The sequence below is a fragment of the Rudaea sp. genome (genome assembly GCF_057139185.1).
The window spans coordinates 1-24,426 of record NZ_DBNHDN010000043.1 but is presented as its reverse complement, the minus strand read 5'-3'; the positions used below and the strand labels follow the sequence as shown (position 1 = coordinate 24,426).

Genomic DNA, 24,426 nt, shown 5'->3' with positions numbered 1-24,426 from the left:
GTCACAGCTTGTAGTTCAACCCGAGCAGGATCGTACGGCCGTAGGTGTCGTACTCGAGCGGCCGCGCGACCGAAACACCGTTGGGCAGGCCCGAAACCTGTTGCGTGCGGTAAGGTGAATCGGTCAGGTTGTTGACCTGCAACAGCACCGACAGGCCCTTCATCCTTCCGTCCTGGAATTCGTAGCCGGCCTGGAAATCGGTCTGCTTGTCGGCGAGGATCTTGGTGTAGCCGATCTGGTCGAACAGGGCGACTGCCTCGCCGGTGAATTCGGAACGGTAGCGCTGGGCGAGGCGCACCGAGTAGCCGGCCTTCTCGTAGTAGACGGTGATGTTGCCGGTTTTCGCGGACAGGCCCGGCAGCGTGGTCGGACCTCCCGGAATCTGCGAGATCGTGCTGGTCGGGATCTTGCTCTTGTTGTAGGCGAAGTTGCCCTGGATGCCGAAGCCGTCCAACCATGACGCGAGCAACTTGCCTTCGAGCGCGGCGGCCAGTTCGACGCCCTGGATGCTTCCGCCCGCGCCGTTCTGCGGCACCGTGTTCGTGCCGTAGCTGGAAATCGCGGTGATGTTCGGCGTCGGGTTGGTGTATCCGGCGAAGTTGTAGTTCTCGACCGTCTGGTTGTAGATGTAGGTCAGCAGATTCTTGTTGAACACGGCGGCCGACACATAGCTGGCTTCGCCGAAATATTTCTCCAGCGAGAGGTCGGTGCCGACGGCGACCCATGGCTTGAGGAAGATGTTTCCGCCGCTGCCGTTCCACGTGCCTTTGGTGGGATCGTTTCCGACCGTGGCGCACTGCGCGTTCGGGGGGTTTCCGCCGCAGGGGCTGACGCCGGCGGACGAAGCGATCTTTTCATCGTCGATGCGCCCGCGCACCATCGTTTTCGCCAGACCGAAGCGCAGGTAGGTACGATCGCCGAAGTCGGCGACGAGATTGAGGCTCGGCAGGAATTTGTTGTACGAGTTGCTGCCTTGGAGCGTGCCGACGTAGGTGTCGCCGCTGGTCTGGATGGCCGAGGAGGACACTTCCGTGCGCACGAACTGCCCGCCGATATTGCCGCGAATCGGGATGTCCCACAGCGTCGTGTCGATGTTGAGCTTGACGTAGGCCAGCGGCACCTTCTCGGTGATCGAATAGTTGCGGTTCCAGTCGTTCTGGCCGCTCTTGGGAATGAGATAGAACTGGTTCGCGATGGCCGACAACACGTCGTAGTACGCAATGCCGCCGATGCCGCCGTAGGCGAGCGAGGTGCTGCCGTCGAGGCTCGAGCCGATCGGCACGTAGTGGTGCGGGTCGTAGGCCGGGCTCTGGCATTGCGGATTGGTGGCAGGCAGGTTGCCGGTCGGGCCAGCGTACGAGGTCGAGCAGCCGTTGCCGTTGAGATACGCGAAGAACACGTCGGCCTGCTTGGACTTGGTACGCTCGGAATAGTCGAAGCCGAAGTTCATGGCGCTGAAAATCCAGCCCAGCGGATGCGAGGCTTCGAGGCGGAATGCCTTGATCTCGTCCTTTTGCCGGTCCCATTCGGCACGGCCGTTGTAGCTGTAGTTGGTCGGGTCGGCGAAGACGAGGTTGGCGGGGTTCGACAGGTCCACGGCCGGTGTGAACGTCGGATAGCCCTCGCCGGCCGGCATCGTGAATCCGGTCGAAAGCTTTGCGCCGCCGGCGAGTCCGGTGAACGCGTAGGCGTCGTGCAACTTCACCTTGGCGCGCGAATACGACAGATCCGCCGTCACTTGCCACTGGTTGTCGAATTCGAAGCGGTTGTTCCAGCCTGCGGAGAACAGGTAATCCTTTTCCTTGGTGTACTCGTTCTGCATGATCGGCTGCAGGCCGTCGATCGTGCCCGAGGTGGCGATCGGGTAGGGGCCGCCCAGCGAGGTGCCGACATTGGAGAAGGCGATGCCGTCCCACGGGCTGCTCGACCACTGCAGGCCGTTCTTGTATTTCTCCTGATCGAACTTCGAGTAGTAGATGTCGAGCGTCGAATGGTAGTGATCGTTCGGCGCCCATTCGATGATGCCGATGGCGCCGTTGCGCACCTGGCTTTGTGATTGCGCGCGCAGCTGCATGCCTTCTTCGGAAATCACGCCACCCGGCATTCCGGGCGTATGCGGCCCACCCCAGGCATCCTCGATGCTGCCCGCACCATTGTTCATGCTCCACCACCACGCCTGGTACTGCTTTTCCTGCGATGGCGAATCCAGGTGGGCCACGCCGAAAGCGACGCCCAGGGTGTGATCGAGAAACTGGTCGACGAACGAAAAGCTGACGCGATTGCCGGTCTTGCCGACGCCGCTGCCGGGGTTGAGGCTGCCGTTGGTCGTGCGTTCGCCGCGCAGGTTCGCGGCCATGGTCATTTCCTGGAAGTCGAGCGGGCGGATCGTGTGCAGATCGACGGTGCCGGACAGGCCCTGGCCGATCACGGTGGCATCGGGAACCTTGTAGACGACGGCGCCGCCCATGAGTTCGGCCGGGTACTGATCGTACTGGACGCCGCGGTTTTCACCGGTGGACGCCTGTTCGCGGCCGTTCAGTGTGGTGCCGACGAAATCGGGCGACAGGCCGCGGATCGAGATGTATTCGGCATGGCCGCCGACGCGCTGGGTGGCGAGACCGGGCAGGCGCGCAAGGCTTTCCGCGATCGACAGATCGGGCAGCTTGCCGAGATCTTCCGGCGCGATCGCCTCGGCGATGCTGTCGAGGTTTTCCTTGACCGACAATGCGCTCTGGATGCTTCCGCGGATGCCGGTCACGGTGACCGTGTCAAGGCTGGCGGTGGCATCGCCGCTACCCTTCTTCTGGTCGGCGGGTTTGGCCTGATCCGGCGTGGTACCCGATTGCGCCTGACCGGCGGCCACCGCCGGGGTGGCCGCACTGCCGGCCGTCGTCGCGCCGGTGGATTCATCGGCGGCCAGCGCCGACGAGGCGACGAGAAACAGCGCGCTCGCGCAGGCGGCGGCGAGCGGACGCTTGCGCAGCCCGCGGACGGGTGTGGTGGATGTGCGCGACGTGCTGGACTGGATCATCGGTGCTCTCCCAGGGATTCGATTGTCGAATGCGGTCGTGAATGGCCGCTTTGGTTTTCTGGTTTTCGCGATCAAGGACGATCGCAGGAATGGACACTTGTGTTGCCCGCGATGCATGGCACCTGCCGGTGTGCATTCGCGACCTGCTCTTCCGACGCAACCGGGAAGAATTTTTGGAAGCGTTACCAATTTCGCCGCGAAATATGCACGAGACGCATTCGGCCGTCACCGTGCGGCGCAGCATTTTTCCCCTGCCCGTGCTGGATTTGCCGCGAATCAAGGCCGGGTCGGAACACGCCGCAGGAATTTCGGGTTTTGCTATATTCCGGCCTCAATAGTTGGGAACGTTTCCAGTATTGCTTCTTGCCGATGAAATTTCCGTACGCCGTATCCGCCCTGTGCCTGCTCGTCCTTGCCGCCTGTGCGGCCGTTCCGCGGCCGTCGCCGCACGCGTCCGTGCAAGTCTGGCTGAGCACCGCCGATGGCAGAAAGCAATTGGCGCGCGAAGCCGATGTTGCCTTCGACGTTGCTGCGGGCGAAGACACCATCATCGATATCGATGCGGGCAAGCGCTATCAGGCCATGGTCGGTTTCGGTGCCGCGATCACCGATTCATCTGCATGGCTGATCGAGCAGCGCATGAGCCCGGCGCAGCGCGATCAACTGTTGCGCGAATTGTTCGGCCGCGACGACGGCGGCCTCGGCATCGACTTCACCCGCCTGAGCATCGGCGCGTCGGACTTTTCCCGCGCACACTACAGCCTCGACGACATGCCGCCGGGGCAGAGCGATCCGACGCTTGCCCATTTTTCGCTGACGCCGAAAATCGCCGGCACCGGCGCCGACGAAGTATTGCCGGTCGTTCGTGCGGCGCTCGCGATCAATCCGCGACTGAAGGTCATGGCATCGCCCTGGAGTGCCCCGGCGTGGATGAAGACCAACGGCAGCATGCTGCACGGAACGCTCAAGTACGAATACTTCGCCGCATTCGCCAACTATCTCGTCAAATACGTCGACGCGATGGCGGCCGCCGGGGTGCCGATCTTCGCGCTGACCGTGCAGAACGAACCGCGCTTCAACGCGCCCGACTATCCCGGCATGCTGCTCAGCGCGGGCGCGCGGCGCTTGCTGATCGGCGAGCATCTCGGGCCGGCGCTGGCGCAACGCAAACCGCCGACGCTGATCTTCGACTGGGACCACAACTGGGACATCGAGACGGAACCGCTGGCCCTGCTCGACGATCCGCTCGCGAATCGGTACGTCGCGGCAGTCGCCTGGCATTGCTACGCGGGCTACGTCGATGCGCAGACGCGCGTGCACGACAAGTATCCGGACAAGGACACCTATCTCACAGAATGCTCCGGCGGCGGCTGGAAGCCGATGAGGGACGACGGCCTGCTCACGATCGCGCGCCGCCTGCTGATCGACTCGGTGCGCGGCTGGTCGCGCGGCGTGTTGTTGTGGAATCTCGCGCTCGACGAAAACCACGGCCCGCACGCCGGCGGTTGCAGCGACTGCCGCGGTCTCGTCACGATCAATTCGAAGACGGGTAACTACACGCGCACGGTCGACTATGTGGCGCTTGCGCACGCCAGCCGGTTCGTGCGCGCCGGTGCGCAGCGCATCGAATCCAGCGCCGGCCGCGCCGATCTCGACAACGTGGCGTTCCGCAATGCGGACGATGCCTCGCTGGTGATGATCGTGGCGAACTCCTCATCGTCGACGCAGCGCTTCGTCGCGCGCGAGCGCGAACGAAGGTTCGCCTACACGATGCCTGCGCGCAGCGTCGCGACGTTCGTCTGGCGCTGAATCACGCGCCGACGAGTATCCATACCCCCAGCGCCGCAAACAGCAACGCCGCGCCGATGCGCGCCGCGCGCAGCGGCAATCGATGCGCGAAGCGCGCGCCGAGCCAGACCACAGGCACATCGGCGATCAGCATGCCGAGCGTCGTACCGCTCACCACTTGCCACAACGGATGATATTGCGCGGCGAGCACCGCGGTCGCGATCTGCGTCTTGTCGCCCATTTCGGCGAGGAAAAAACTCAGCACCGTCGCGACGAGCACGCCGTGCGCGCTGCCGTGCGCGGCTTCGTCTTCGTCGGCCTGGTCGGGTTTGAGCGTCCACAGCGCGATCGCGAGGAAACTGATCGCGACGATCCAGCGCAGCATCTGCGGCGACAGCCATTCGCTGACGAGCGCGCCGAACGCACCGGCGAGCGCGTGATTGACCAATGTCGCGGTGAGGATTCCGAGGCAGATCGGCCACGGCTTGCGGTACTTCGCCGCGAGGATCAGCGCGAGCAGTTGCGTCTTGTCGCCGATCTCGCCGAGCGTGACGGTCAGCGTGGAGATGAGCAGGGTTTCCAAGAGTGACTCCGAAGCCGGGGCAGTGGACGCAATGATTCCCCCGCGCGGCCCCGGCCTGGGTGCGACGCGAGCGAACCAAAGGTCTCGTCGAGCGCGAAGATATCGCGTTTCCCGCGCCACAGGCTGCCGCCCGAGTGTGTTGACGCGGAACGCCGGATTTTGAATCGAGCCGGCCGACTACTCCCCGATGGAGTGGGTGCAGTTTATTCTTCTGAGCGTTCGCGGCGCAACCGAAACTGCAACCCGAGGGTCATTCTGACGGCACCGCGCATGCGTTCCAGTTTTGTGGTGCCGCATCGGTGGAGCTGCCCTTGAAGTAGGCCTGTTGCGTCGTCTGTGCCCATGCGTCTGCGTCGATCAGTTGTTGGGCGTCGAGTTGTTTTGCCGCGTACGCCAATTCCTTGTCCAGTTGCGGAACTCGATAGCCGTCGGCGCCGAGGCGGAACAATTTCAAATACCGGTAGTGCTGAATCGGATCAGGGCCGACAAGGCCGGCGATCATGTTCGTTCCGGAAGGCCCGTAGGCGTATTGCAGCATGGAAACCATTTTCCAATCGCCTGCTGCCATCGCGGAATCAATCAGTGCCGGAGCCTGTGCGCGATAGGTGTCGATGGACGATGGATCGCTGACGAGACTGCCTGGATTCACGAAGGGGCCGCGATGAACATAGCAGTCTCGCGCGTTGGCATCGCCCAGTTGCGCCGCTTGGAGTGACGCAGCGGGAAGCGTGCCGAGAATGTGCGGGTCCACACCGGCGCACAGGATCTTCAGCGTTCCCGAGCCTTTGATGAATCGCTGCGCATTGTCCAACTGCGCTTGTTGCACTTCGACGGGATCGGCGCTGTTCTGCGTCCGCAGAATGTCCTCTGCCTCGAGCGCATTGCTGCGTATCACGGCATCTGCGGCGAAACAGATGTTCAAGTCGCGATACAAGCGCGATGCCGCTTGCGCATCGCCCGCATCGGCACGCGCCTTCAGTTCGTCGAATGTCTGTTTCAGCGGAGTGCCGGGCGGAGGTAGCGGTTTCGAGACGCTTGGCGTCTTCGTCGGCGCGCTTGATTGCGCATGCGCGGTCGTGCGCTTCGGCGCGTTGGATCGGGCGGTTGCGTCGGGGTTGCCGGCATCGGCGTTAGCCTTCTCCGCGGTCGTCGCGCTGCGCGCCGGCGCTGCGCCACGACCCAACCACCAACCGGCAGCGAGTGCCGCGATGATCACCGCAACGATCCAGAGATGGCGCTTCATCGACTCTCCGCGAATATCCGTTTGCAGAAAGCGATGCTGCGCATTTCTCCAGGATCGCGCAAGTCGCCGCGGGTCAGAATCCCGGCGGCCCGCCACCCTGGCAGGCCTGCATCGCACCGGCGACATCGCCGGTCTGGCGCGGTGTATTGTTGAAATACTGCTGATACATCTGTTGCGCCTGCGCGTCGGCGGCTTGGATCTGGTCGGGCGTCAACTGGCTGGAAAAATTGCTCAGCGCGTTGGTCGAGCGTTGCGACTGTTGCGTGCCGGTCGGCTGACCGAGGCTCATCAGTTTCGCGTAGGTGTAGGCCTGCTGCGCGTTGTTGCCGGTGATCTGGTTGAGCAGGTTGCGCGAGCTGCCGCCATAGGCCTGCGCCATCAGCATTGCCATCGACCAGTCGCCCTGCTGCAACGCATTGTTGGCGAGATTGAGCGCGTTGCTCTGATAGTCCTGCACCCACTGCGGGTTGTTGACGAGCCCCGGCCAGTTGTTGAGGTTGGCGCCGACATAGCAGTTCGCGGCTTGTGCGTCGCCGAGCTGCGCGGCCTGCAGCGTCGCCGGCACCAGATTGGCCATGTCGTCGGCGCTGAGGCCCGCGCACATCGCCGCGTTGTTCCTGGCGAAGTCGAGATTGCGCTGGACGAAATCGAGCATGCGCTCGCTGCGTTGTGCCGCCGCGGACGAGGCCGGTGCCGAAGTGTCGTTGAGCACGCGGTTGGCGACGCCGGGCATGGTCTGGTTGAGCCGTTGCACCTGTGCGCAGGTCTGCATGTCGCGGAACAGGCGCGTTGCGGCGTCGCTGTCGCCGGCATCGGCGCGTGCCTTGAGTTCGGCGAGGATGGACTTGAGCGGTGCGCTTGCCGGCGGCAGCGGCGTGCGTTCGCTGGCATCCGATACGGCGCTGTCGAGCACGCGTCGGCCCGGTGCGCCCGACAGTGCGGGTCGGGTCGCGGCAGCAGCCGTTTCGCTTTTTCCCTTTGTGGAAATTGCGGCATTTTGCACTCGCGCCTCCGTTGGCGCCGCCGCGCCTTGCGCCGGTACGGGCGTGCTGCGGCGACCGCCGTACCAGGCGACGGCGGCGATCGCCAGCATACCGAGAAGGATCGCAACGAGTTGGCGCGGCACGGGTGCTCCGGGTTTATGCGGCGGGACGGCGCGCATTCTGGCGCACGCGTGGCGAGGTTGTCGAAACGATTCGGGTAAAGAATTGCAAGGCTGTCTACACACTTCTTGCGCATTGCATGTGGCGGTTGGACCCACGCGGCAGGGCATCGCTTGACACGCGAATAAGAATTATTATCATTTATCTGATCGTCAAAAACGGAGCCGTGCCATGCATACCGCGATCCTGCCGCTGCCTTCGGGCGATGTTGCCTTGCGCCCGGTCAACGCGGCGTCCCGCGCGCAGACCAACCAGGCGCCGCGTCAGTTCGACAGCCGTACGCTGTTCGGCGCCGCACAGGAATTGCGCATCGAACACTACGGCCAGGAGTATCGCCTGCGCCAGACGCGCAATGGCAAGCTGATCCTGACCAAGTAGCCGCGAACCGCCATCCGCCATGCCGCGACAGCGCTGGCAACGAGGATCCGCTCCATGAGCGATCGCCAGGACGAGGCCACAGGGTACGCGCGCGCGCCGAACGAAGCCGAATCCGCTTCGGCCGCGCATCGATGCGTGCGCGCAGCGTCGCCGCCGGGCGGCGACGCTGCGATCGACTGGTATCGTCTTGCCGGTCGGCTGGCCCGCCTGGGTCCCGCGCTGTGGCTGCACCGCGACGTCGGCGACGCGGCATTCCCGCGTGCGCGGCTGGCGCAACGGGGTGTGTTGCTGCTCGATCATCCCGCGCTGACCGCGCTTTCCTCCTGCGTTGCGCTGCACGCACGCGCCGCGATCGGCTCGCACGGCCCGCGCGAATGGCTGGAGTTGATCGATGCGCGGGGCACATGCAGCGCGCGTCTGTGTTTGCTGCCCGACACGGACTATCTGGCCTGGGATGCGATGCTCGCCGAGTGCGCAATCGCGCGTGCCCGAGTGCCGGTGCCGGAGCCGGAGCCGTGGCGTGCGCACGCGGCGTTCATGCGCTGCGCACTGCGCCGCAAGGGCATCGCCTGGCACGCGCAGGTCGTGCGCTTTCCGTTGCTGCAGCTGCCATGCCTGCGTGTGCTCGGCTTGCGTGCGCCAGTGGAGCTGTCTGTGCTGGGCGGGCAGGTCGCCGCAACGATTGCGCGCGACGAGAACGTCACGTTGCGTGGCTGATCCGCGCCCGATCGTTCGGGTCCGACGTCACATCCGTAGCGCCGGCGACATCGCCAGCGGAGCCGTCGGAGTTGCCGGGGCCGCTCCGACCGGCGCCGGCGGAGCAGGCGCGGCCGGAGTCGCGGGTGCCTTCGGCGCAACCAGCGGCTTCAACGGCGCGACCGGCTTCAGCGGCGCGAGCGGTGCCGGTGGCGCGGGCACGAACAGGCTGTTGAACTCCGGTGCCTTCATGCTCAGCGTCTGCGTCTTGTGCTGGCGCAGCACCTCAACCTTGACCTCGCGGCCGGTTTCGCCTTCGCGCAACAGGCGCATCGCATCCTCGGGGCGTTCGATCTTCTTGCCGTCGATCGCGAGCAGCACGTCGCCCGACTTGAGTGTCTTCGCGGTTCCCGCGTCCGCGGAGAGCACGAGCGCGCCGTGATCCGCGCCGAAATAGCCGCCTAGATCGGGATTGAGGCTGGCGAGGTTGAGTCCCCACCATGGTGTGGAGTAGCGGATCTGCTGCGCCTGGCGGCGCGCCTGGTCGGCGATCTCGCGCGCCTGCGCGGCAACGCTGCGTTGCTGTTCCGCCAGGAGACGTCCCTGCTCCGCGGCATGGCGTGCTTCCGCGCCGATCTTCGCGGCTTCTTCGCGGCTCAAGTGGGCGTCGCGCAGCGCCTGCTCGACGTCCTTGCGAACCTGTTCCGCATCGATGTTCGCGCTGTCGATCGAGTAGGCGAAATTGAACGGCTCGCGGCGCTCGGCCTTGACCTTGACATCGACGTTCTTGCCGTCCCGTTGCAGGGTCAAGGTGACTTCCTGGCCGACCTTGAGGTTGCGCAGGGCTTCGCTGAGGAACTTCGCCGAATCGTCCGCAGGCCCTTCGAGAGCTTCGCCGCGCACCTTGACGATCAGGTCGCCGTTCTTGATCCCGGCCTTGTCGGCGGGGCCGCCCGGCGTCACCGCGTCGACCCGCGTACCATGCTCGCCTTTCGACAGCACGACGCCGATCATGCCGCGGTCCTGGTCGCCGATGTATTGCCAGGCGTAGCTGCGCGGACCGACATCGCCGAGTCTGGCTGACATCTCGGCCATCTTCTTCGACAGCTCGCGCATTTGCTCGCGCATGCCGTCGAGTTCGCGGCGCGCTTCCTGCGCATCGATTTTTGCGTCGGCGTGCGGCGTCGTATCGACGCTCGCCTGGAGCTCGGCCTTGGCCACGGGGGTTTCGGCCGCGGCGGCCGTGCCGGCGGCGAAGGCGAATGCGGCGAGCAACGCGGGAATGAAGGAATGTTTCATGGCGTTCACTAGTTTCTCCAGACGGTGGGGGCCGCGTCCATCCGTTTCGCGGCGGCATCGTTGACGGCGATGCCGCTGCGCATGCTCAACGCGTTCGCGCTGTAGCGCAGCGTCGACAGGTCCTCGAGCAGCGCAACCCGACGGCGCCACAGCGGCAGCGCCGTATCCGCGTCGGCCGGGTCGGCTGCGCCGAGTTGCACGTCGACGAGGCCGATCATGTCCTCGATCTCCGCGCTTGCGGCGAGGTCCTGCGTCGACTGCGGAGCGGACGCGGCACCGGTGTCGCGCAGCCAGCGTTCGAGCGCGCGTGAACGCGATTGCAACGCAGCCAGGCTTGTGGCGGCGGACGAAGCATCGTGCGAATTTGTGGAATTTGCGGCATTGTGTACGGAAGATGCGGCGGCGCCCGATTCCGTCGCAACGACCTGCGCGGTTTCGGCATGTCCGAGTTCCCGTGTGCGCTGCAGATGCTGCATGCGCAGGACCGCCACCGCGGAAAACGCAAGCACGAGCGCAGCGGCAATGCCGAGCGGCCACAAGTGCCTTATACCGTTCGAGCGCAGGGCGGCGAGCGAGACGCTTGTGCCCTCTCCCGAGTCCCGAGTCGCGAGCCCCGAGTCCCGCAGCTTCCGCGCCATCTCGGCCCATGCATCCGCGGGCGGCGCGAGCGGCGGCAGCGCGCGCAAGGCCTCGGCCAGGGAAACCGGCATTGGCGCGTTCAATCCGCCCGCGTCGTTTGCTTGAGTTCGATCGGACATGACGTCGCGTCCTATGATGGATTTTCGGAAAAAATCGTTCGAGACACGGAGGGCTCGACGCGCCGCATGCGCGCGAGCGCCTGTGGCGGCGCCGTCGAGTCCGGACTTGTTCCGGACGCGGCGTGCTCCGGCGGGCCGGGGGTGGGCTCGTCCGGAACACAGGCGAGCAGCTCGCGCAGGCGCGCGGTGCCGCGCGCGACCTGCGACTTGGAAAAGCTGACCGTCCTGCCGAGCTGCTCGGCGATCTCGTGGTGCGCGTAACCTTCGACGTGATACAGCCAGAGCACGCTGCGCGTCAGCGCGGACAAGCCGGCCAGCGCGCGTTCGAGCGCGGCCGAATCGGCGCGCACCCACGGCGGCGCGGTTTCGTCGATCACCTCGGGCACTTCCGCGCGGTCGTCCACATGCTTGTCGCGACGCAGGCGCATCAATGCCTCGTTCGTCGCGATCTGCCGCAGCCACGCCCAGAACGGCGCATCGCTGCGGTACTGGCCGATGCGCTGGAACACCTTGAGCATCGCATCCTGGAGGATCTCGCGCGCGGCATCGGCGTCGCCGAGCATGCGCCAGGCGAGATTGAACACCGGCCGCTCGAAGCACCGGTAGATCTGCTCGAATGCCGCCGTCTCACCGTTGCGGACGCGGGCGATCAGGGCAAGCGGGACGTCGAGTTCGAAAGTCGGGGCGGTCACGACGCTACAGATGCGTCATGACGGCAAATGGTCGCAAGTGCCAAAGGTGAGGCGAGCCTGTCCGGCTGTAGTCCCCGCGGCGAGCGAGGGAATGAGGATGCCCGACCTTCGATGCTTTGTTCTGGCGGCCGGCTTTTCAGCCGTGGAACGGCACCAGGCGCATCCACCAGTGACCGTAGTCGGGGTAATGGCCGGCGAAGTAGGGGTGGTCGGGATAATTGAGCTTGAGCACGCGCTCGGCGTCGCTGGCAAGCTTTTCCTGGCCCAGCGCCTTGTACGACAGCACGGTGAGCGCCAGCGCGTCGCCCGCGGCCGGAGTGCGCGTGAAGCGCTCGAATACGTCCTTGCTGCGGTTGATCGCGGCGACGTAGGCGCCGCGCTTGTAGTAATACTGGGCGACGTGGACTTGGGCGCGCGACAGGTTGTCGCGCAGGTAGATCATGCGCTGGCGCGCGTCGGGCGTGTAGCGGCTGTCGGGGAACTTGGTGACCAGTTCGTTGAAGTCCTCGAACGACTGCAGCGTGCTTGCCATCTCGCGCTTGGTCGGGTCCTGGTTGGCCCAATTGGCGAGGAAGCCGCGGTCGCGGTCGAAGTTGACGATGCCGCGCAGGTAGTAGGCGTACGCCACGTTCTTCTGCGTCGGGTAGGTCTTGATGAAGCGGTTGATCGTCGACAGCGCCTCGTCGTTCTTGCCGTCTTTGTACTGGGCGAAAGCCAGTTCCATCTGCGACTGCTCGGTGTACGGGCCGAACGGGAAGCGCGCGATCAGGCGCGTGTAGTAGCGGATCGCCTTGGACTCGTTGCCGGCCATCAGCGCGTCCTTCGCGGTCTCGTACATTTGTTCGACCGGGAGCACCTCGGTTTCGTCCTGCTTCTTCTCGCGGTGGCAGCCGACGGCGAACACGGCGAGCAGCAGCAGGATCAGGGTTTTGGCGGGCAGCGACAGACGCATCGAGAAAATTCGCATGGGGAACAGGGGCCGCAAGTCGGCAAGAGCGGCGATAATAGCCCAAACCCGCCACGGCCCGGAAATCCATCGGCCCGACAGCCAGATTCGATTCAGCATGCAAAACTCCATTCCCGTCCAGACCTTGCCCGTCCCCGAAAGCGCTGCCGGCCTGCGTTTCGATCAGGCTGTGGCGCAGATGTTCCCCGATTACTCACGTTCGCGCCTGAGCGAATGGATCAAGGCCGGCGACGTGCTGCTCGACGGCGCACAGGCGGCGCCGCGCAAGATTGTCCACGGCGGCGAGCTTGTCTCATTGCATGCGCGGCCTGGCCAGGAGGTGCCGCTGCGGCCGGAGGAAATCGCGCTCGACATCCGCTACGAGGACGCCGACCTGCTGGTGATCAACAAGCCCGCCGGCCTCGTCGTGCATCCGGGTGCGGGCCAGCCCGCGGGCACGCTGCAGAATGCGTTGCTGCACTTCGATGCGAAGCTGGTCGAAATTCCGCGCGCCGGCATCGTGCACCGGCTCGACAAGGACACCTCGGGCGTCATGGTCGTCGCGCGCTCGCTGCGCGCGCACACCAAGCTGGTCGAGGCGCTGCAGGAGCGCGACGTGCATCGCCAGTACGTCGCCGTCGTGCTCGGCCCGATGATCGCCGGCGGCAGCGTCGATGCGCCGATCGGCCGCCATCCGCGCGATCGCCTGAAGCAGGCCGTGGTCGACGAGCCGGCGGGCAAGCACGCGCTGACCCACTACCGCGTGCGCGAACGCTTCCGCGCGCACACGCTGATCGAGTGCCGCCTCGAAACCGGGCGCACGCACCAGATTCGCGTGCACATGGCGCACGCCAAGCATCCGCTGGTCGGCGACACGCAGTACGGTGGCGGCATGAAGCTGCCCAAGGGCGCGACGGCCGAACTTGTGCAGACGCTGCGCGGCTTCAAGCGCCAGGCGCTGCATGCGGAGAAGCTGGAATTCGAGCATCCAGTCGGCGGCGGGTTGGTCAGCGTCGCGGTCGATGCGCCGGCGGATTTCGCTGCGCTCGTGAAGGCGCTGCGCGAGGATACGAAGGCAGCGCGATGACGTAAGATTCCCGCCGGGGTTCGTCAACTTGCAACCACGGGTGGAGGAAACATGCGTAGAGCATCGTTCGTATCGGGTCGAAATGCGCTCACGGCCGGCATTGCCGCCATGCTGCTGGCGATGGGCAACGCGCATGCGTTCGACGCTGTCGACCGCGCCGCGATCAAGGCCGAAGTCGGCAAACGCCATGACGAGGCGCTCAAGCGTCTGCAGGACTGGATCGCGCTGCCGTCGATTGCGGCGGAAAACCGCAACTCGAAGGAAGGCGCCGAGCACATGGCCCGGCTCGCGCGCGAGGCGGGTTTCCAGAAGGTCGAGATCGTGCCGACCGACGGCAAGCCCGGAGTGTTTGCCACGCTCGATGCCGGTGCGAAGAAAACCGTTGGCCTGTATTTCATGTACGACGTGAAGCAATTCGATCCGGCCGAATGGTCGTCGCCACCGCTCGAGGCGAAGCTGGTCGACAAACCGGGATACGGCAAGGTCGTCGTCGGTCGCGGCGCGGTCAACCAGAAGGGCCCGGAGTCGGCCTTCCTCGCCGCGCTGCATGCGATCAAGGCAGCGGGCAAGAAACTGCCGGTCAATCTCGTCCTCGTCGCCGAGGGCGAGGAGGAAATCGGCTCGCCGCACATCGGCCAGATTGCGCTCAAACCCGAGGTGCAGAAGGCGTTGGCGAAAACCGTTGGCGTGTTCATGCCGTCGGCGGAGCAGGAGCCCGACGGTGTCGTCACGGTGAGCCTGGGGGCGAAAGGCGTGGTCGAACTCGAACTCGTCTCCAGCGGGGAGAAATGGGGACGTGGCCCGGTCAAGGACGTCCATTCCTCGCTCAAGGCCATGGTCGACAGCCCGGTCTGGCACCTGGTCAAGGCACTGGATACGTTGGTCTCGGCCGACGGCAACACGATCACGATCGACAACTATCCGCAGCCACGGCCGCTGAGCGCGGACGAGAAAGCGATGATCGCCAAGGCTGCGGAGCGCGGCGACGAGGCACAGACCAAGCAGCGCTTCGGCGTGCAGCACTGGATCGACGATCTGCCGTGGTTGCAGGCGAACGAGCGTCTGGTGTCGCAGCCCACGGTCAACATCGAAGGCCTCGTCGCCGGCTATACCGGCCCCGGCGGCAAGACCGTGTTGCCGCACAAGGCGGTGGCGAAGATCGATATGCGCCTCGTTCCCGACATGACGCTGAAGGACGCCGTGGCCGCACTCAAGGCGCATCTGGCCAAGCGTGGCTTCGGCGATATCGAGGTCAACGTCTCCGGCGGCTACGATTCGACCAGCACGGCGGCGGATGCGCCGCTGATCCAGGCGCAGATCGCCGTGCTCAAGCGCGCCGGCATCGATCCGGTGATGTGGCTGCGCAATGCCGGCTCCTACCCCGGTTACGTGTTCACCGGCGCGCCGCTCAAGCTTGCCTCGGGCCACTTCGGTCTCGGCCATGGCAGCGGCGCGCATGCGCCGGACGAGTACTACGTCATCGAATCGAGCAATCCGAAGGTGGCGGGGTACGACGGGGCGGTCATGTCTTTCGTCGATTACCTGTACGAACTGGGCAAGTGACGACAGGATATAGTCATCGCGTGCAGGCCATGGATGGCCGCTGACACGGGATCCGGCGCTGAACAGATCAGATCATCCCATGTCGTCCGCTGATGCGATTCTCGTGCCCGACTGGCCTGCGCTCCCACGCGTGCGGGCGCTGACGACGACGCGGCAGATGGCCGGTGCTTCCCGGCCGCCGTTCGATAAGTTCAACCTCGGCAGCAACAGCGGCGACGATCCAGCAAGCGTCGCCGCGAACCGCGCCGCGTTGCGGGCACTGCTCGACCTGCCGGGCGAGCCGCACTGGTTGCGCCAGGTGCATGGGACGAACGTGATGCGGCTCGATGCGCAAGCGGGCGAGGGCGAGCCGCAAGCCGACGCCGCAGTGACGTCGACACCCGGTTTGGTGCTGGCCATCCTCACCGCGGACTGCCTGCCGGTGGTGGTCGCGGCGCGCGACGGCAGCGAGGTGGCAGTCGCGCATGCCGGCTGGAAAGGGCTGGCCGCCGGAATACTGGAAGCGACCGTTGCATCGATGCGCACGGCATGTGCGCGGTGCGTCGCATGGTTGGGTCCGGCGGCGGGGCCGACAGCCTACGAGATCGGCCTGGAAGTGCGCAATGCCTTCCTCGCCCATGATCGCGGTGCCGGCACCGCCTTCGTTCCGACGCGTCCGGGGCATTGGCGCGTCGACCTGTACGCACTCGCGCGCCAGCGTCTGGCCGACGCCGGCATTCGCGACGTGTTCGGTGGCGATCGCTGCACCATCAGCGAGCCGCAGATGTTTTTCTCGTACCGGCGCGATCAGCGCACGGGGCGCATGGCAACGCTCGCGTGGATCGAGCCGGTCAGCGCGGCGTGAGTGCGAGTCGGCTCATCAGAATCGCGGCGCGTTTGGCCTGGCGCGGGATGGAATCCAGGTCGGCGGACTCGCCCGGTGCGTGGCTGCCGGCGCCAGACACGCCCATGCCGATCAGGCCGTCGACATCGGTGGCGACAAAGGCGATGTCGCCGGCACCGCGCTTGAGCGGATCGAGTTCGCCCATTTCCGCCAGGCCGAGATCGCGGTTCACGGCGTTGAGTTGCGCCAGCAGTGCGCGGCTGCCGGCGGTCGGTGCCATCGGTGGGTAGTGTTCCTCGACCTCCAGCACTGCGTCGGTCTGCGGCAGGTGGCGCGCGACGATCGCCTGCATCTTTTCGCGCACGCGCCGGGTCTGCTCGGCGCTGAGCGTGCGGAAATCGCCGCGGGCCACGGCGATGGGCGGGATGATGTTGTCCTTGCCGTCGGCGGTGACGTGCGACTTGCCGGCGTCGAATGTCGCCCGCTGGCCGCCGCCGAGCAGGCCGACGTTGAAGGTGAGGTTCGCTTCCGGCAACTCGTTGCGGAACGCGTCGAGGATGCGCACGAGTTCGAAGATCGCGCCGTCGCCGGCGGATGTCGAGAAGATCGTCGAGCTGTGTCCGGACTTGCCGTGTGTGGTGAGCGTCCACGTGTTGGACGAACGGCGCGCGATCGAGCCCATGTCGCGCCCGTTCTCGTGGGCGAGGTTCTCGAAATCCAGTGCGACGTCGGCACGTTTGCCGGAGTTGACGAGGTCAGCGCGCGCAACGTCGAGCGGGCTGCCGACATCTTCCTCGTCGCCGGTCAACACCACTTCGATGTCGGCGTCGCGCAGCGTGCCTGCGGCCTGCATCGCGCGCAACGCGGCCAGCATCACCACGTCGCCGCCCTTGTCGTCGCCGACGCCGGGGCCGATCGCACGCGCACCCTCGCGGCGGAAGCCCTGGAACGGGCTGTCAGCCTCGAACACCGTGTCGAGGTGGCCGATCAGCAGCAAGCGCTTGCCCTTGCCGGACCCGGCGTGGGTGGCGATGAGATGGCCGGCGCGACCGGTTTGCGGCAACGGCTTCCATTGCACGCGAAAACCCAGTGCCTCGAATTCGGGCGTGAGCATGCGCGCCACGGCTTCCACGCCTTGCGGGTTGTGGGTGCCGCTGTTCTGTTCCACCAGGCGCTGGAGCAAGGCGACGCTGCGGGTCTGTCCGGCGTCCACGGCGGAAACGATTTTTTGTTCCTGCACCGACAGCGTTACGGCTGACGCCGTGGTGGTCAGCGCAAAAAACGGCAGGCAGGCGAGGATGCGGGAAGCGTGCATGGCGGACCGGTTCGGGTGGGCGGGATGCTTACCATAGCGCAGAACCGTGATGATCGGATCGCGTTGAACAAGCGTCGGCGATGCAGTTGAATCGTGTGGGTGCAGGCCCATATCGGAGCCATCAGCGGCTCGATGCCGCGCTTTTTTTGGGATATCCCGTCATGCGACAAGACAAGCTGACTTTGCGTTTCCAGCAGGCGCTCGCCGATGCGCAGAGCCTCGCCGTGGGGCGCGACAACAACATGCTCGAACCCGCGCACCTGATGGCGGCGCTGCTCGAACAGCAGGGCGGCTCGACCGCGCCGTTGCTGGCGCAGGCCGGCGTGAACGTGCCCGTGTTGCGCCAGCGCGTGAACGAGGCGATCGAGCGCCTGCCCCGGGTCAAGGGGCAGGAAGGAAACATCAACGTCTCCAACGAGCTGAACCGCCTGCTCAACCTCACCGACAAACTCGCGCAACAACGCGGCGATGCGTTCATTGCCAGCGAGCTGTTCGTGCTGGCCGCAGTCGATGACAAGGGCGAGGTCGGGCAGGCGCTCAAGGCGGCCGGCGCGATCCGGCCGAAGATCGAAGCTGCGATCGAGAACATGCGTGGAGGCGAAAAGGTACAGAGCGAGAATGCGGAAGACCAGCGCCAGGCGCTGGAGAAGTACACGATCGACCTGACCGCGCGCGCCGAGAAGTCCAAGCTCGATCCGGTGATCGGGCGTGACGAGGAGATCCGTCGCGTCATCCAGGTGTTGCAGCGGCGCACCAAGAACAATCCCGTGCTGATCGGCGAGCCCGGCGTCGGCAAGACGGCGATCGTCGAAGGTCTTGCGCAAAGAATCGTGAACGGCGAGGTCCCCGAAGGCTTGCGCGACCGGCGCGTGCTCTCGCTCGACATGGGCGCGCTGATCGCCGGAGCGAAATTCCGCGGCGAGTTCGAAGAACGGCTCAAGGCCGTGCTCAAGGATCTGGCGAAAGAAGAGGGCAACGTCATCCTGTTCATCGACGAGCTGCACACGATGGTCGGCGCAGGCAAGGCCGACGGCGCGATGGATGCGGGCAACATGCTCAAGCCCGCGCTCGCGCGCGGCGAACTGCACTGCGTCGGCGCGACCACGCTCGATGAATATCGCAAGTACATCGAGAAGGACGCAGCACTCGAGCGCCGCTTCCAGAAAGTTTTCGTCGGCGAGCCGAGCGTGGAAGACACGATCGCGATCCTGCGCGGCTTGAAGGAAAAGTACGCGCTGCATCACGGCGTCGAGATCACCGATCCGGCCATCGTCGCCGCGGCGACGCTGAGCAATCGCTACATCCCCGATCGCCAATTGCCCGACAAGGCCATCGACCTGATGGACGAAGCGGCCTCGCGCATCCGCATGGAAATCGACTCCAAGCCGGAGGAGCTCGATCGCCTCGAGCGCCGCCTGATCCAGTTGAAAATCCAGCGCGAAGCGCTGAAGAAGGAAAAGGACAAGGAATCGCAGCAGCGTCTGGCCGATCTGGAAACCGACATCGCCAAGCTCGAGCGCGAGTTCTCCGACCTGAACGAGGTGTGGAAGGCCGAGAAGGCCGCGGTGCAGGGTACGACGAAGATCAAGGAGGAGATCGAAGCGGCGCGTGCCGAGCTGGAGGCCGCGCAGCGCAAGCAGGATCTGGCCAAGGTGGCGGAAATACAGTACGGAAAAATCCCGCAACTGGAAAAGCAGCTCGCCGCGGCGCAGGAAGCCGAGAGCAAGGGCTTCAAGCTGCTGCAGCAGAAAGTGACCGGCGAAGAAATCGCCGAGGTTGTCAGCCGCTGGACCGGTATCCCGGTGGCGAAGATGCTCGAAGGCGAGCGCGACAAGCTGCTGCGCATGGAGGACGTGCTGCATGAGCGGGTCATCGGTCAGAGCGAAGCGGTGCACGCGGTCGCGGATGCGATCCGGCGCGCGCGCGCGGGACTGTCCGATCCGAACCGGCCGAACGGCTCGTTCCTGTTCCTCGGTCCCACCGGCGTCGGCAAGACCGAGTTGTGCAAGGCGCTGGCCGAGTTCCTGTTCGATTCCCCCGATGCGCTCGTGCGCATCGACATGAGCGAGTTCATGGAGAAGCACTCGGTCGCACGTCTGATCGGCGCGCCGCCGGGCTATGTCGGCTATGAGGAAGGCGGCTATCTGACCGAGGCCGTGCGCCGCCGGCCGTACAGCGTGATCCTGCTCGACGAGGTCGAGAAGGCGCATCACGATGTGTTCAACATTCTCTTGCAGGTGCTCGACGACGGCCGCCTGACCGACGGCCAGGGCCGCACGGTCGATTTCCGCAACACGGTGATCGTGATGACGAGCAATCTCGGCTCGCAGCTTATCCAGGAAATGGCCGGCGACACCGAGGAGGAATACACGAAGATGAAGGCCGCGGTGATGGGCGTCGTGCAGGCGCACTTCCGCCCCGAGTTCATCAACCGTCTCGACGAGATCGTCGTGTTCCGTCCGCTGGACAAGGCGCAGATCCGCCAGATTGCGCGCATCCAGACCGCCTATCTCGCCAAGCGTCTCGGTGAGCGTCAGTTGAACATGACGATCAGCGACAAGGCGCTCGATCTGCTCGGCAACGTCGGTTTCGATCCGGTGTTCGGCGCGCGCCCGCTCAAGCGCGCGATCCAGCAGCAACTCGAAAATCCGCTGGCGAAGGAGATTCTCGAAGGCAAGTTCCAGCCGGGCGATACGGTGGCGGTGGACGCCGAGCACGGCCGGCTGGTGTTCGCGAAGAAATAGCCCGTTCGACGAGACGTCGGCCCGACGGACGGGCGGGCCGATTGCGCTCACTGGCGGCGTTGGATTCGGCGTCGTCGTCCGGACTCGTTGCAATTGGCCGATGCAATCGATCGACACGGCAGCCGTTCCGCCGCGCCTTGAAAAATCCGAGGCGGTGCCTATGCGCGCTCGATCTGCGCATCGGTCTGGCAAGGTACCGCGCTTGCGGCGACCTCGCTCGCAGGAGATGCCGCGCCTTCGATCGATCTGCGAATCGCCACTATGAATGAATGCGAGATTGCGCGCGCCCCGGGCAAGTGCGCGCGGATCCGGTGTTGCGACGATTTGGCCGCGTGCTGCGTCTGCAAAATGGGTGGGGCTGCAGCGAGGGTGTTTTTCGCGAAGAGGCGCTGCAGGCGAATGAGCAAGTGGTCGCGGGCTTCGGCGCATAGTGGCACTTGCCGGATCGGGCGGTCGCGATCAGACTCACATCGTCGCGTCCCGGGAAATTTTTTGCACGTATCCAGTCCAAGCTTCGATTCCCAGCGATGAATGCCAATTTGCAACTGCTGCGGCGCTTGCCTTCGGCCGAGCAGCTCAAACTCCAGAATCTACGCTTGCGCGTCGGCGACTGCGCCGTTGATGTCGGTGCGTTGCGCGTGATTGGCGATGGCGAACCGTCGCGGGTGACCAGCAGGGCCATCGCCGTGCTGCTCGAACTCGTGCGCCATGCCGGCAACACGGTCGGCCGCGAAGATCTGCTCGAGGCGGTATGGAAGGACCGCGTGACCACGCCCGACGTGCTCACCCAGGCGGTCAAGGAACTGCGCCGCGCATTCGCCGACGGCGACAAGCCGGCGCGCTATATCGAGACGATTCCGAAAGTTGGCTACCGTCTGCTCGCGGACGTGTCGGTGATCGAGGCCGATGAGATTCCGTTCGGTCGCATCGACCATCTCGCGCTGCGTGCCGAGAACGAATCCTGGGCCGAGCCGAACGGCGGCGAGGCGACCGCGTTCGCCCTCGCCGCGAGCGCGCTCGCCAGCGATGACGGCAACGCGCCAGCCGAAGCGCCGGCTGCGACGATGCGCCAAGCCGGTGCCGAGCAGCGCACGGCAGGGAAATGGTTCGCCCCGCTTGCGGTATTGCTGGCGCTGGCGCTCGCTGCCGCAGCATACGTCGCGCGCACCGCGCACGCTCCGTCGCCGCCGCCGTGGCGCGTCTCGAACTTGCGCGCGGTCACCTCCGATCCGGGCATGGAGCTGCGCCCGCACATCTCGCCCGACGGTACGCGCGTCGCGTTCGGCAAGCTCGTTCAGAGCACCGGTTTCGATCGTCTTTACATCCGTGCGATGGAGCCCTCGCAGCTCGTCGCGCTAGCGCCGAATACCGAGGTCGCGCACGACATGCAGCCGATGTGGTCGCCCGACGGCAGCCGCATCGCTTTCTCGCGCCTGGGCAAGGGCAAGTGCACGCTGTTCGTCGTGCCGAGCCTCGGCGGGCGCGAGCGCGAGATCGGCGATTGCCAGGATTTCTTCACCAGCGACTACGACTGGGCTCCGGACGGCAAGCAGCTCATCACTGCGCTGCGCATGGATGGCCGCCAGTCGGACTTGACCCTGCTGCTCTGGAACGTCGAGACCGGCGCCAGGCAGCCGTTGCGCTACGAACATGCGAAAGGCGATCAGGATCTCGAGGCCCGCTATTCGCCCGACGGCCGCTGGATCGCATTCCGTCGCGGCATCTCGCCGTACAGCGACTTGTTCGTGATGCACGCCGGCGGCGGCGCAGTGCGCCAGCTCACCCATCTGTCCGGCCGAATTCGCGGCTATGCCTGGGTCGCCGACAGTTCGGCGCTCGTATTCTCGACCGACCATCAGGGCAAGCCCGAGCTGTATGCCGTCGACATGGCGGGCGGCGCGCCGCAGCGCCTCGGCGTCGAATCGGCGCGCTTTCCGGATGCGGCGCGTGGCAGCAACACGGTGGTCTACGAGATTTCGCGCACGACCACGGATGTCGTCGAAGTCGATCTCGACGCGGCAGCGAAGGAGCCGCGCAAACTCGCGGCATCGACCGGCAGCGACTTCACGCCCGTCGCCTCGCCCGATGGCACACGCGTCGCTTTCCTTTCCACGCGCAGCGGCGCCGTGCAACTGTGGGTCAGCGAACGCGGCAAGGAAGACGCCTACGCCGTGACCGAGTATCGCGATGCGACCCTGTCCAACCCGGTGTGGCGTGGCGACTCGGCGGCGTTGCTCGTCGGCGTGCATCGCGACGGCGAGCCTTCGCGTCTGGCGGAAATCGACATCGCCTCGCGCCGCGAGCGCGTCGTTTCTGGCAAGGACGAGAATGTGCTGTTCGGCGCCTACGGCGCGCAGCCGGGCAGTGTCGTGCTCGCGATCGGCGCAAGCAGCAATGGCGCGCGCCTGCTCCAGCGCACACGGGCGGGCACGCCGCAGCAGGCCGACGAAGTACTGGCGCAAGGCGTGCAGCACGTCGAAGTTGATGCGGCGCGCAGCCTCGTCTACTACACGCATACCGGTACCGCGGGCCTGTTCCGTCGCGCCCTGCCCTCGGGCGAAGAACAGCGGCTGACCCAGACGATCACCTCGCTGACGTTGAACGGCTGGCACCTCGTAGGCGGCAAGATCTGGTATATCTCCGCCGCCGACCTGCATTCGATGACGCTGCGCGAATTCGACCCCGATACGCGCAGCGACCGGCTGGTCGCGCAACTCGCGATCGAGCTCGGCGAGTTCAATTTCAGCGTCGGCCCTGACTTGAAGCGGGTCTATCTGCCGCGTGTGTCGGTCGAGGACAGCGACATCGGCGCCTTCGAGCTGCAGCGTAGCTCCGCACGCTGAATTTGTCGGCCGCGTCGCATTTTGTCGCGGCGCGCATCGGGCAATTTCGATCAACTCATGCGCCAGTTCGCGCAACCCCGGCGATGACCTCGTGGAGGACACTGCGTTCGCCCTCTCCAACGGGCAGTGGAAGCGTCACACGGCCATCGGGACCGGGACCCCGATGGCCGTTTTCATTTCCAGCTTCTCGAAAGGTCCAAGGTGTTCGACGACTTGCGCGCAGGCGCGATCGTGCAAGCCGTTGTGATTAAACGATTTCGTCGATTGCTCCGAAAGATTTCACCGCGATTTCAGCGCAATTTCCGTACAGTTCTATGACAGGGTAAGTAAATAGGTGCCTTCTTCATGACGACGAAGGTGCACCATGCCCGCAAGCGTTCAAATCATCAGCCACGGAACCCGCCTGGCCTTGCCGCGCATCGACAGCGGGCCGCTGTCGATGTTCATCGGCGGAGGACGCAGCGCCGGCCTGCGCATCGAGGGCCCGGCCGCGGGCATATGGCTGCCGCTGCGCGGCCGCCTGCAGATCGGCGTCGGCGACGGCGAAAGCACCCATGCGCGCTTCGAGGCTCGCGCCACCTGTGCCGATGCGTTCACCCAGGTGACCGGCCGCGGTCACGCCCTCTGGCTGGCCATCGTCGGCACGCCGTCCGCGTGGCGCGAAGCGCTTGCGACCGGGTCGGCGCGCGATTGCGGCCTGCTGCCGGCCACGCATCAGGTTGGCCGCGCCCTGCTGCGTCGTGCCCTCAGCCTTGCGCGCGCAGTGCAGCGAGGCGATGATGCCGTGGCGTTGTACGGCATGCTCGACGAAATCGGTGCGATGCAGAACCGCTTCGACGAGATGATCGCGCGCTGCCCCGGTCGCACCTGGGCACAGCGTCGTCACGTGTTCCTGCGCCTGCAGCGCGTGCGCGAACATCTGGCCTGCAATTACCATCTCGATCTCGACAATGCCGCGCTCGCGCGCATCGCGAGCTACTCACCCTGGCATTTCATCCGCGCCTTCCATGCCGCCTACGGCGAGACGCCGCACGCGTTCCTCGTGCGCCAGCGCCTGCTGCGCGCGCAGCGCCTGCTGCGCACGAGCCCGCTCGCGATCGGCGAGATCGCGCTCGCCTGCGGTTTCGAGAATCGTTGTGCGTTCTCGCGCCTGTTCCATCAGCGCTTCGGAACCACCGCAAGCGCGCTGCGCAGGAGCGGGCTCGCTGCTCCGGCGTTGCGTACGAACGCCTGTTGAAGAAAGCGCCACCGGTCGTATCGACCCGACCGCGCCAGATGATGTGTCGTCCCTGTGGAAACCCGGGCCGCACGAATGCGGCCCGGGAGGGGTCGCGTCTAGAACTTGATCGTGATCTTGCCCCAGAAGAAGCGGCCGATCGTGTCGTAGGTGTTCACGTCGGTGTTGGCGTTGGCCACGTTCTGCTGATACAGGATCGGCGGCTGGCGATCGCCCACATTGTCGATACCGACCTGC

The 24,426-nt window shown here is 65.5% G+C and carries 19 protein-coding genes; 10 read left to right on the top strand and 9 right to left on the bottom strand.

Going from position 1 to position 24,426, the window contains the following annotated elements; translation table 11 throughout:
• Position 1 precedes the first annotated feature (1 nt).
• Positions 2-3,031, bottom strand: coding sequence for a TonB-dependent receptor (locus tag AC16HO_RS14390; protein WP_395644026.1), 3,030 nt, complete (start codon positions 3,029-3,031; stop codon positions 2-4).
• Between the two features lie 41 nt (positions 3,032-3,072).
• On the opposite strand from AC16HO_RS14390, the gene AC16HO_RS14385 reads away from it, so the two are divergent.
• Both AC16HO_RS14385 and AC16HO_RS14380 read left to right on the top strand, forming a co-directional pair.
• Positions 3,073-3,369 carry a hypothetical protein gene (locus AC16HO_RS14385; RefSeq protein ID WP_395644025.1) on the top strand — a complete coding sequence of 99 codons (297 nt, stop codon included), beginning with the start codon at positions 3,073-3,075 and terminating at the stop codon, positions 3,367-3,369.
• A 31-nt stretch (positions 3,370-3,400) separates the two neighbouring features.
• Complete coding sequence (locus AC16HO_RS14380) at positions 3,401-4,840, top strand: glycoside hydrolase family 30 protein (RefSeq protein WP_395644024.1); 1,440 nt, start codon at positions 3,401-3,403, stop codon at positions 4,838-4,840.
• 1 nt (position 4,841) lies between these two features.
• Here AC16HO_RS14380 and AC16HO_RS14375 read toward each other — a convergent pair whose 3' ends face one another.
• From AC16HO_RS14375 to AC16HO_RS14365, 3 genes are all read right to left on the bottom strand, one after another.
• Positions 4,842-5,402 carry a TMEM165/GDT1 family protein gene (locus tag AC16HO_RS14375; RefSeq protein WP_395644023.1) on the bottom strand — a complete coding sequence of 187 codons (561 nt, stop codon included), beginning with the start codon at positions 5,400-5,402 and terminating at the stop codon, positions 4,842-4,844.
• Between the two features lie 250 nt (positions 5,403-5,652).
• Entirely contained in the window at positions 5,653-6,741 is a 1,089-nt protein-coding gene (locus AC16HO_RS14370) for a hypothetical protein (RefSeq protein WP_395644022.1), read from the bottom strand.
• Positions 6,719-7,771, bottom strand: a complete 1,053-nt coding sequence (locus tag AC16HO_RS14365) for a hypothetical protein (protein WP_395644021.1) — start codon at positions 7,769-7,771, stop codon at positions 6,719-6,721. The genes AC16HO_RS14370 and AC16HO_RS14365 overlap by 23 nt, the downstream gene beginning before the upstream one ends.
• Positions 7,772-7,979: 208 nt before the next feature.
• Between AC16HO_RS14365 and hemP the strand changes: the two genes are divergently transcribed.
• Together hemP and AC16HO_RS14355 are read left to right on the top strand one after the other, a co-directional pair.
• Positions 7,980-8,186 (top strand): hemin uptake protein HemP, encoded by a 207-nt coding sequence (hemP, locus tag AC16HO_RS14360; protein WP_395644020.1) that lies wholly within the window; start codon positions 7,980-7,982, stop codon positions 8,184-8,186.
• 54 nt (positions 8,187-8,240) lie between these two features.
• On the top strand, positions 8,241-8,903 hold the full coding sequence (locus tag AC16HO_RS14355) for a hypothetical protein (RefSeq protein ID WP_395644019.1): 663 nt from the start codon (positions 8,241-8,243) through the stop codon (positions 8,901-8,903).
• A gap of 27 nt (positions 8,904-8,930) precedes the next feature.
• Here AC16HO_RS14355 and AC16HO_RS14350 read toward each other — a convergent pair whose 3' ends face one another.
• The 4 genes from AC16HO_RS14350 to AC16HO_RS14335 all read right to left on the bottom strand — a co-directional run bounded on the left by AC16HO_RS14350 (position 8,931) and on the right by AC16HO_RS14335 (position 12,583).
• Positions 8,931-10,181, bottom strand: coding sequence for a PDZ domain-containing protein (locus AC16HO_RS14350; protein ID WP_395644018.1), 1,251 nt, complete (start codon positions 10,179-10,181; stop codon positions 8,931-8,933).
• Between the two features lie 8 nt (positions 10,182-10,189).
• A complete protein-coding gene (locus tag AC16HO_RS14345; RefSeq protein WP_395644017.1) occupies positions 10,190-10,939 on the bottom strand; it encodes a hypothetical protein in 750 nt (249 codons plus the stop codon).
• An 11-nt stretch (positions 10,940-10,950) separates the two neighbouring features.
• Positions 10,951-11,631: an RNA polymerase sigma factor gene (locus AC16HO_RS14340; protein ID WP_395644016.1), complete on the bottom strand. Its 681-nt coding sequence runs from the start codon at positions 11,629-11,631 to the stop codon at positions 10,951-10,953.
• Between the two features lie 136 nt (positions 11,632-11,767).
• Positions 11,768-12,583, bottom strand: a complete 816-nt coding sequence (locus AC16HO_RS14335) for an outer membrane protein assembly factor BamD (RefSeq protein WP_395644015.1) — start codon at positions 12,581-12,583, stop codon at positions 11,768-11,770.
• Positions 12,584-12,695: 112 nt separating this feature from the next.
• On the opposite strand from AC16HO_RS14335, the gene rluD reads away from it, so the two are divergent.
• The 3 genes from rluD (at position 12,696) to pgeF (ending at position 16,071) form a co-directional block, all read left to right on the top strand.
• Positions 12,696-13,664 (top strand): 23S rRNA pseudouridine(1911/1915/1917) synthase RluD, encoded by a 969-nt coding sequence (rluD, locus tag AC16HO_RS14330; RefSeq protein ID WP_395644014.1) that lies wholly within the window; start codon positions 12,696-12,698, stop codon positions 13,662-13,664.
• A 51-nt stretch (positions 13,665-13,715) separates the two neighbouring features.
• A complete protein-coding gene (locus AC16HO_RS14325) occupies positions 13,716-15,227 on the top strand; it encodes a M20/M25/M40 family metallo-hydrolase (protein ID WP_395644013.1) in 1,512 nt (503 codons plus the stop codon).
• A gap of 79 nt (positions 15,228-15,306) precedes the next feature.
• On the top strand, positions 15,307-16,071 hold the full coding sequence (pgeF, locus tag AC16HO_RS14320; protein WP_395644012.1) for a peptidoglycan editing factor PgeF: 765 nt from the start codon (positions 15,307-15,309) through the stop codon (positions 16,069-16,071).
• Here the strand turns inward: pgeF and AC16HO_RS14315 are convergent.
• Positions 16,058-17,365: a M20/M25/M40 family metallo-hydrolase gene (locus AC16HO_RS14315; protein WP_395644011.1), complete on the bottom strand. Its 1,308-nt coding sequence runs from the start codon at positions 17,363-17,365 to the stop codon at positions 16,058-16,060. The two genes, pgeF and AC16HO_RS14315, sit on opposite strands and share 14 nt — an antisense overlap.
• Positions 17,366-17,526: 161 nt before the next feature.
• Between AC16HO_RS14315 and clpB the strand changes: the two genes are divergently transcribed.
• From clpB to AC16HO_RS14300, 3 genes are all read left to right on the top strand, one after another.
• Positions 17,527-20,109: an ATP-dependent chaperone ClpB gene (clpB, locus tag AC16HO_RS14310; protein ID WP_395644010.1), complete on the top strand. Its 2,583-nt coding sequence runs from the start codon at positions 17,527-17,529 to the stop codon at positions 20,107-20,109.
• Between the two features lie 527 nt (positions 20,110-20,636).
• Positions 20,637-22,952, top strand: a complete 2,316-nt coding sequence (locus tag AC16HO_RS14305; RefSeq protein WP_395644009.1) for a winged helix-turn-helix domain-containing protein — start codon at positions 20,637-20,639, stop codon at positions 22,950-22,952.
• Positions 22,953-23,316: 364 nt separating this feature from the next.
• Positions 23,317-24,189: a helix-turn-helix domain-containing protein gene (locus tag AC16HO_RS14300; RefSeq protein WP_395644008.1), complete on the top strand. Its 873-nt coding sequence runs from the start codon at positions 23,317-23,319 to the stop codon at positions 24,187-24,189.
• The last annotated feature ends 237 nt before the right edge of the window (positions 24,190-24,426 follow it).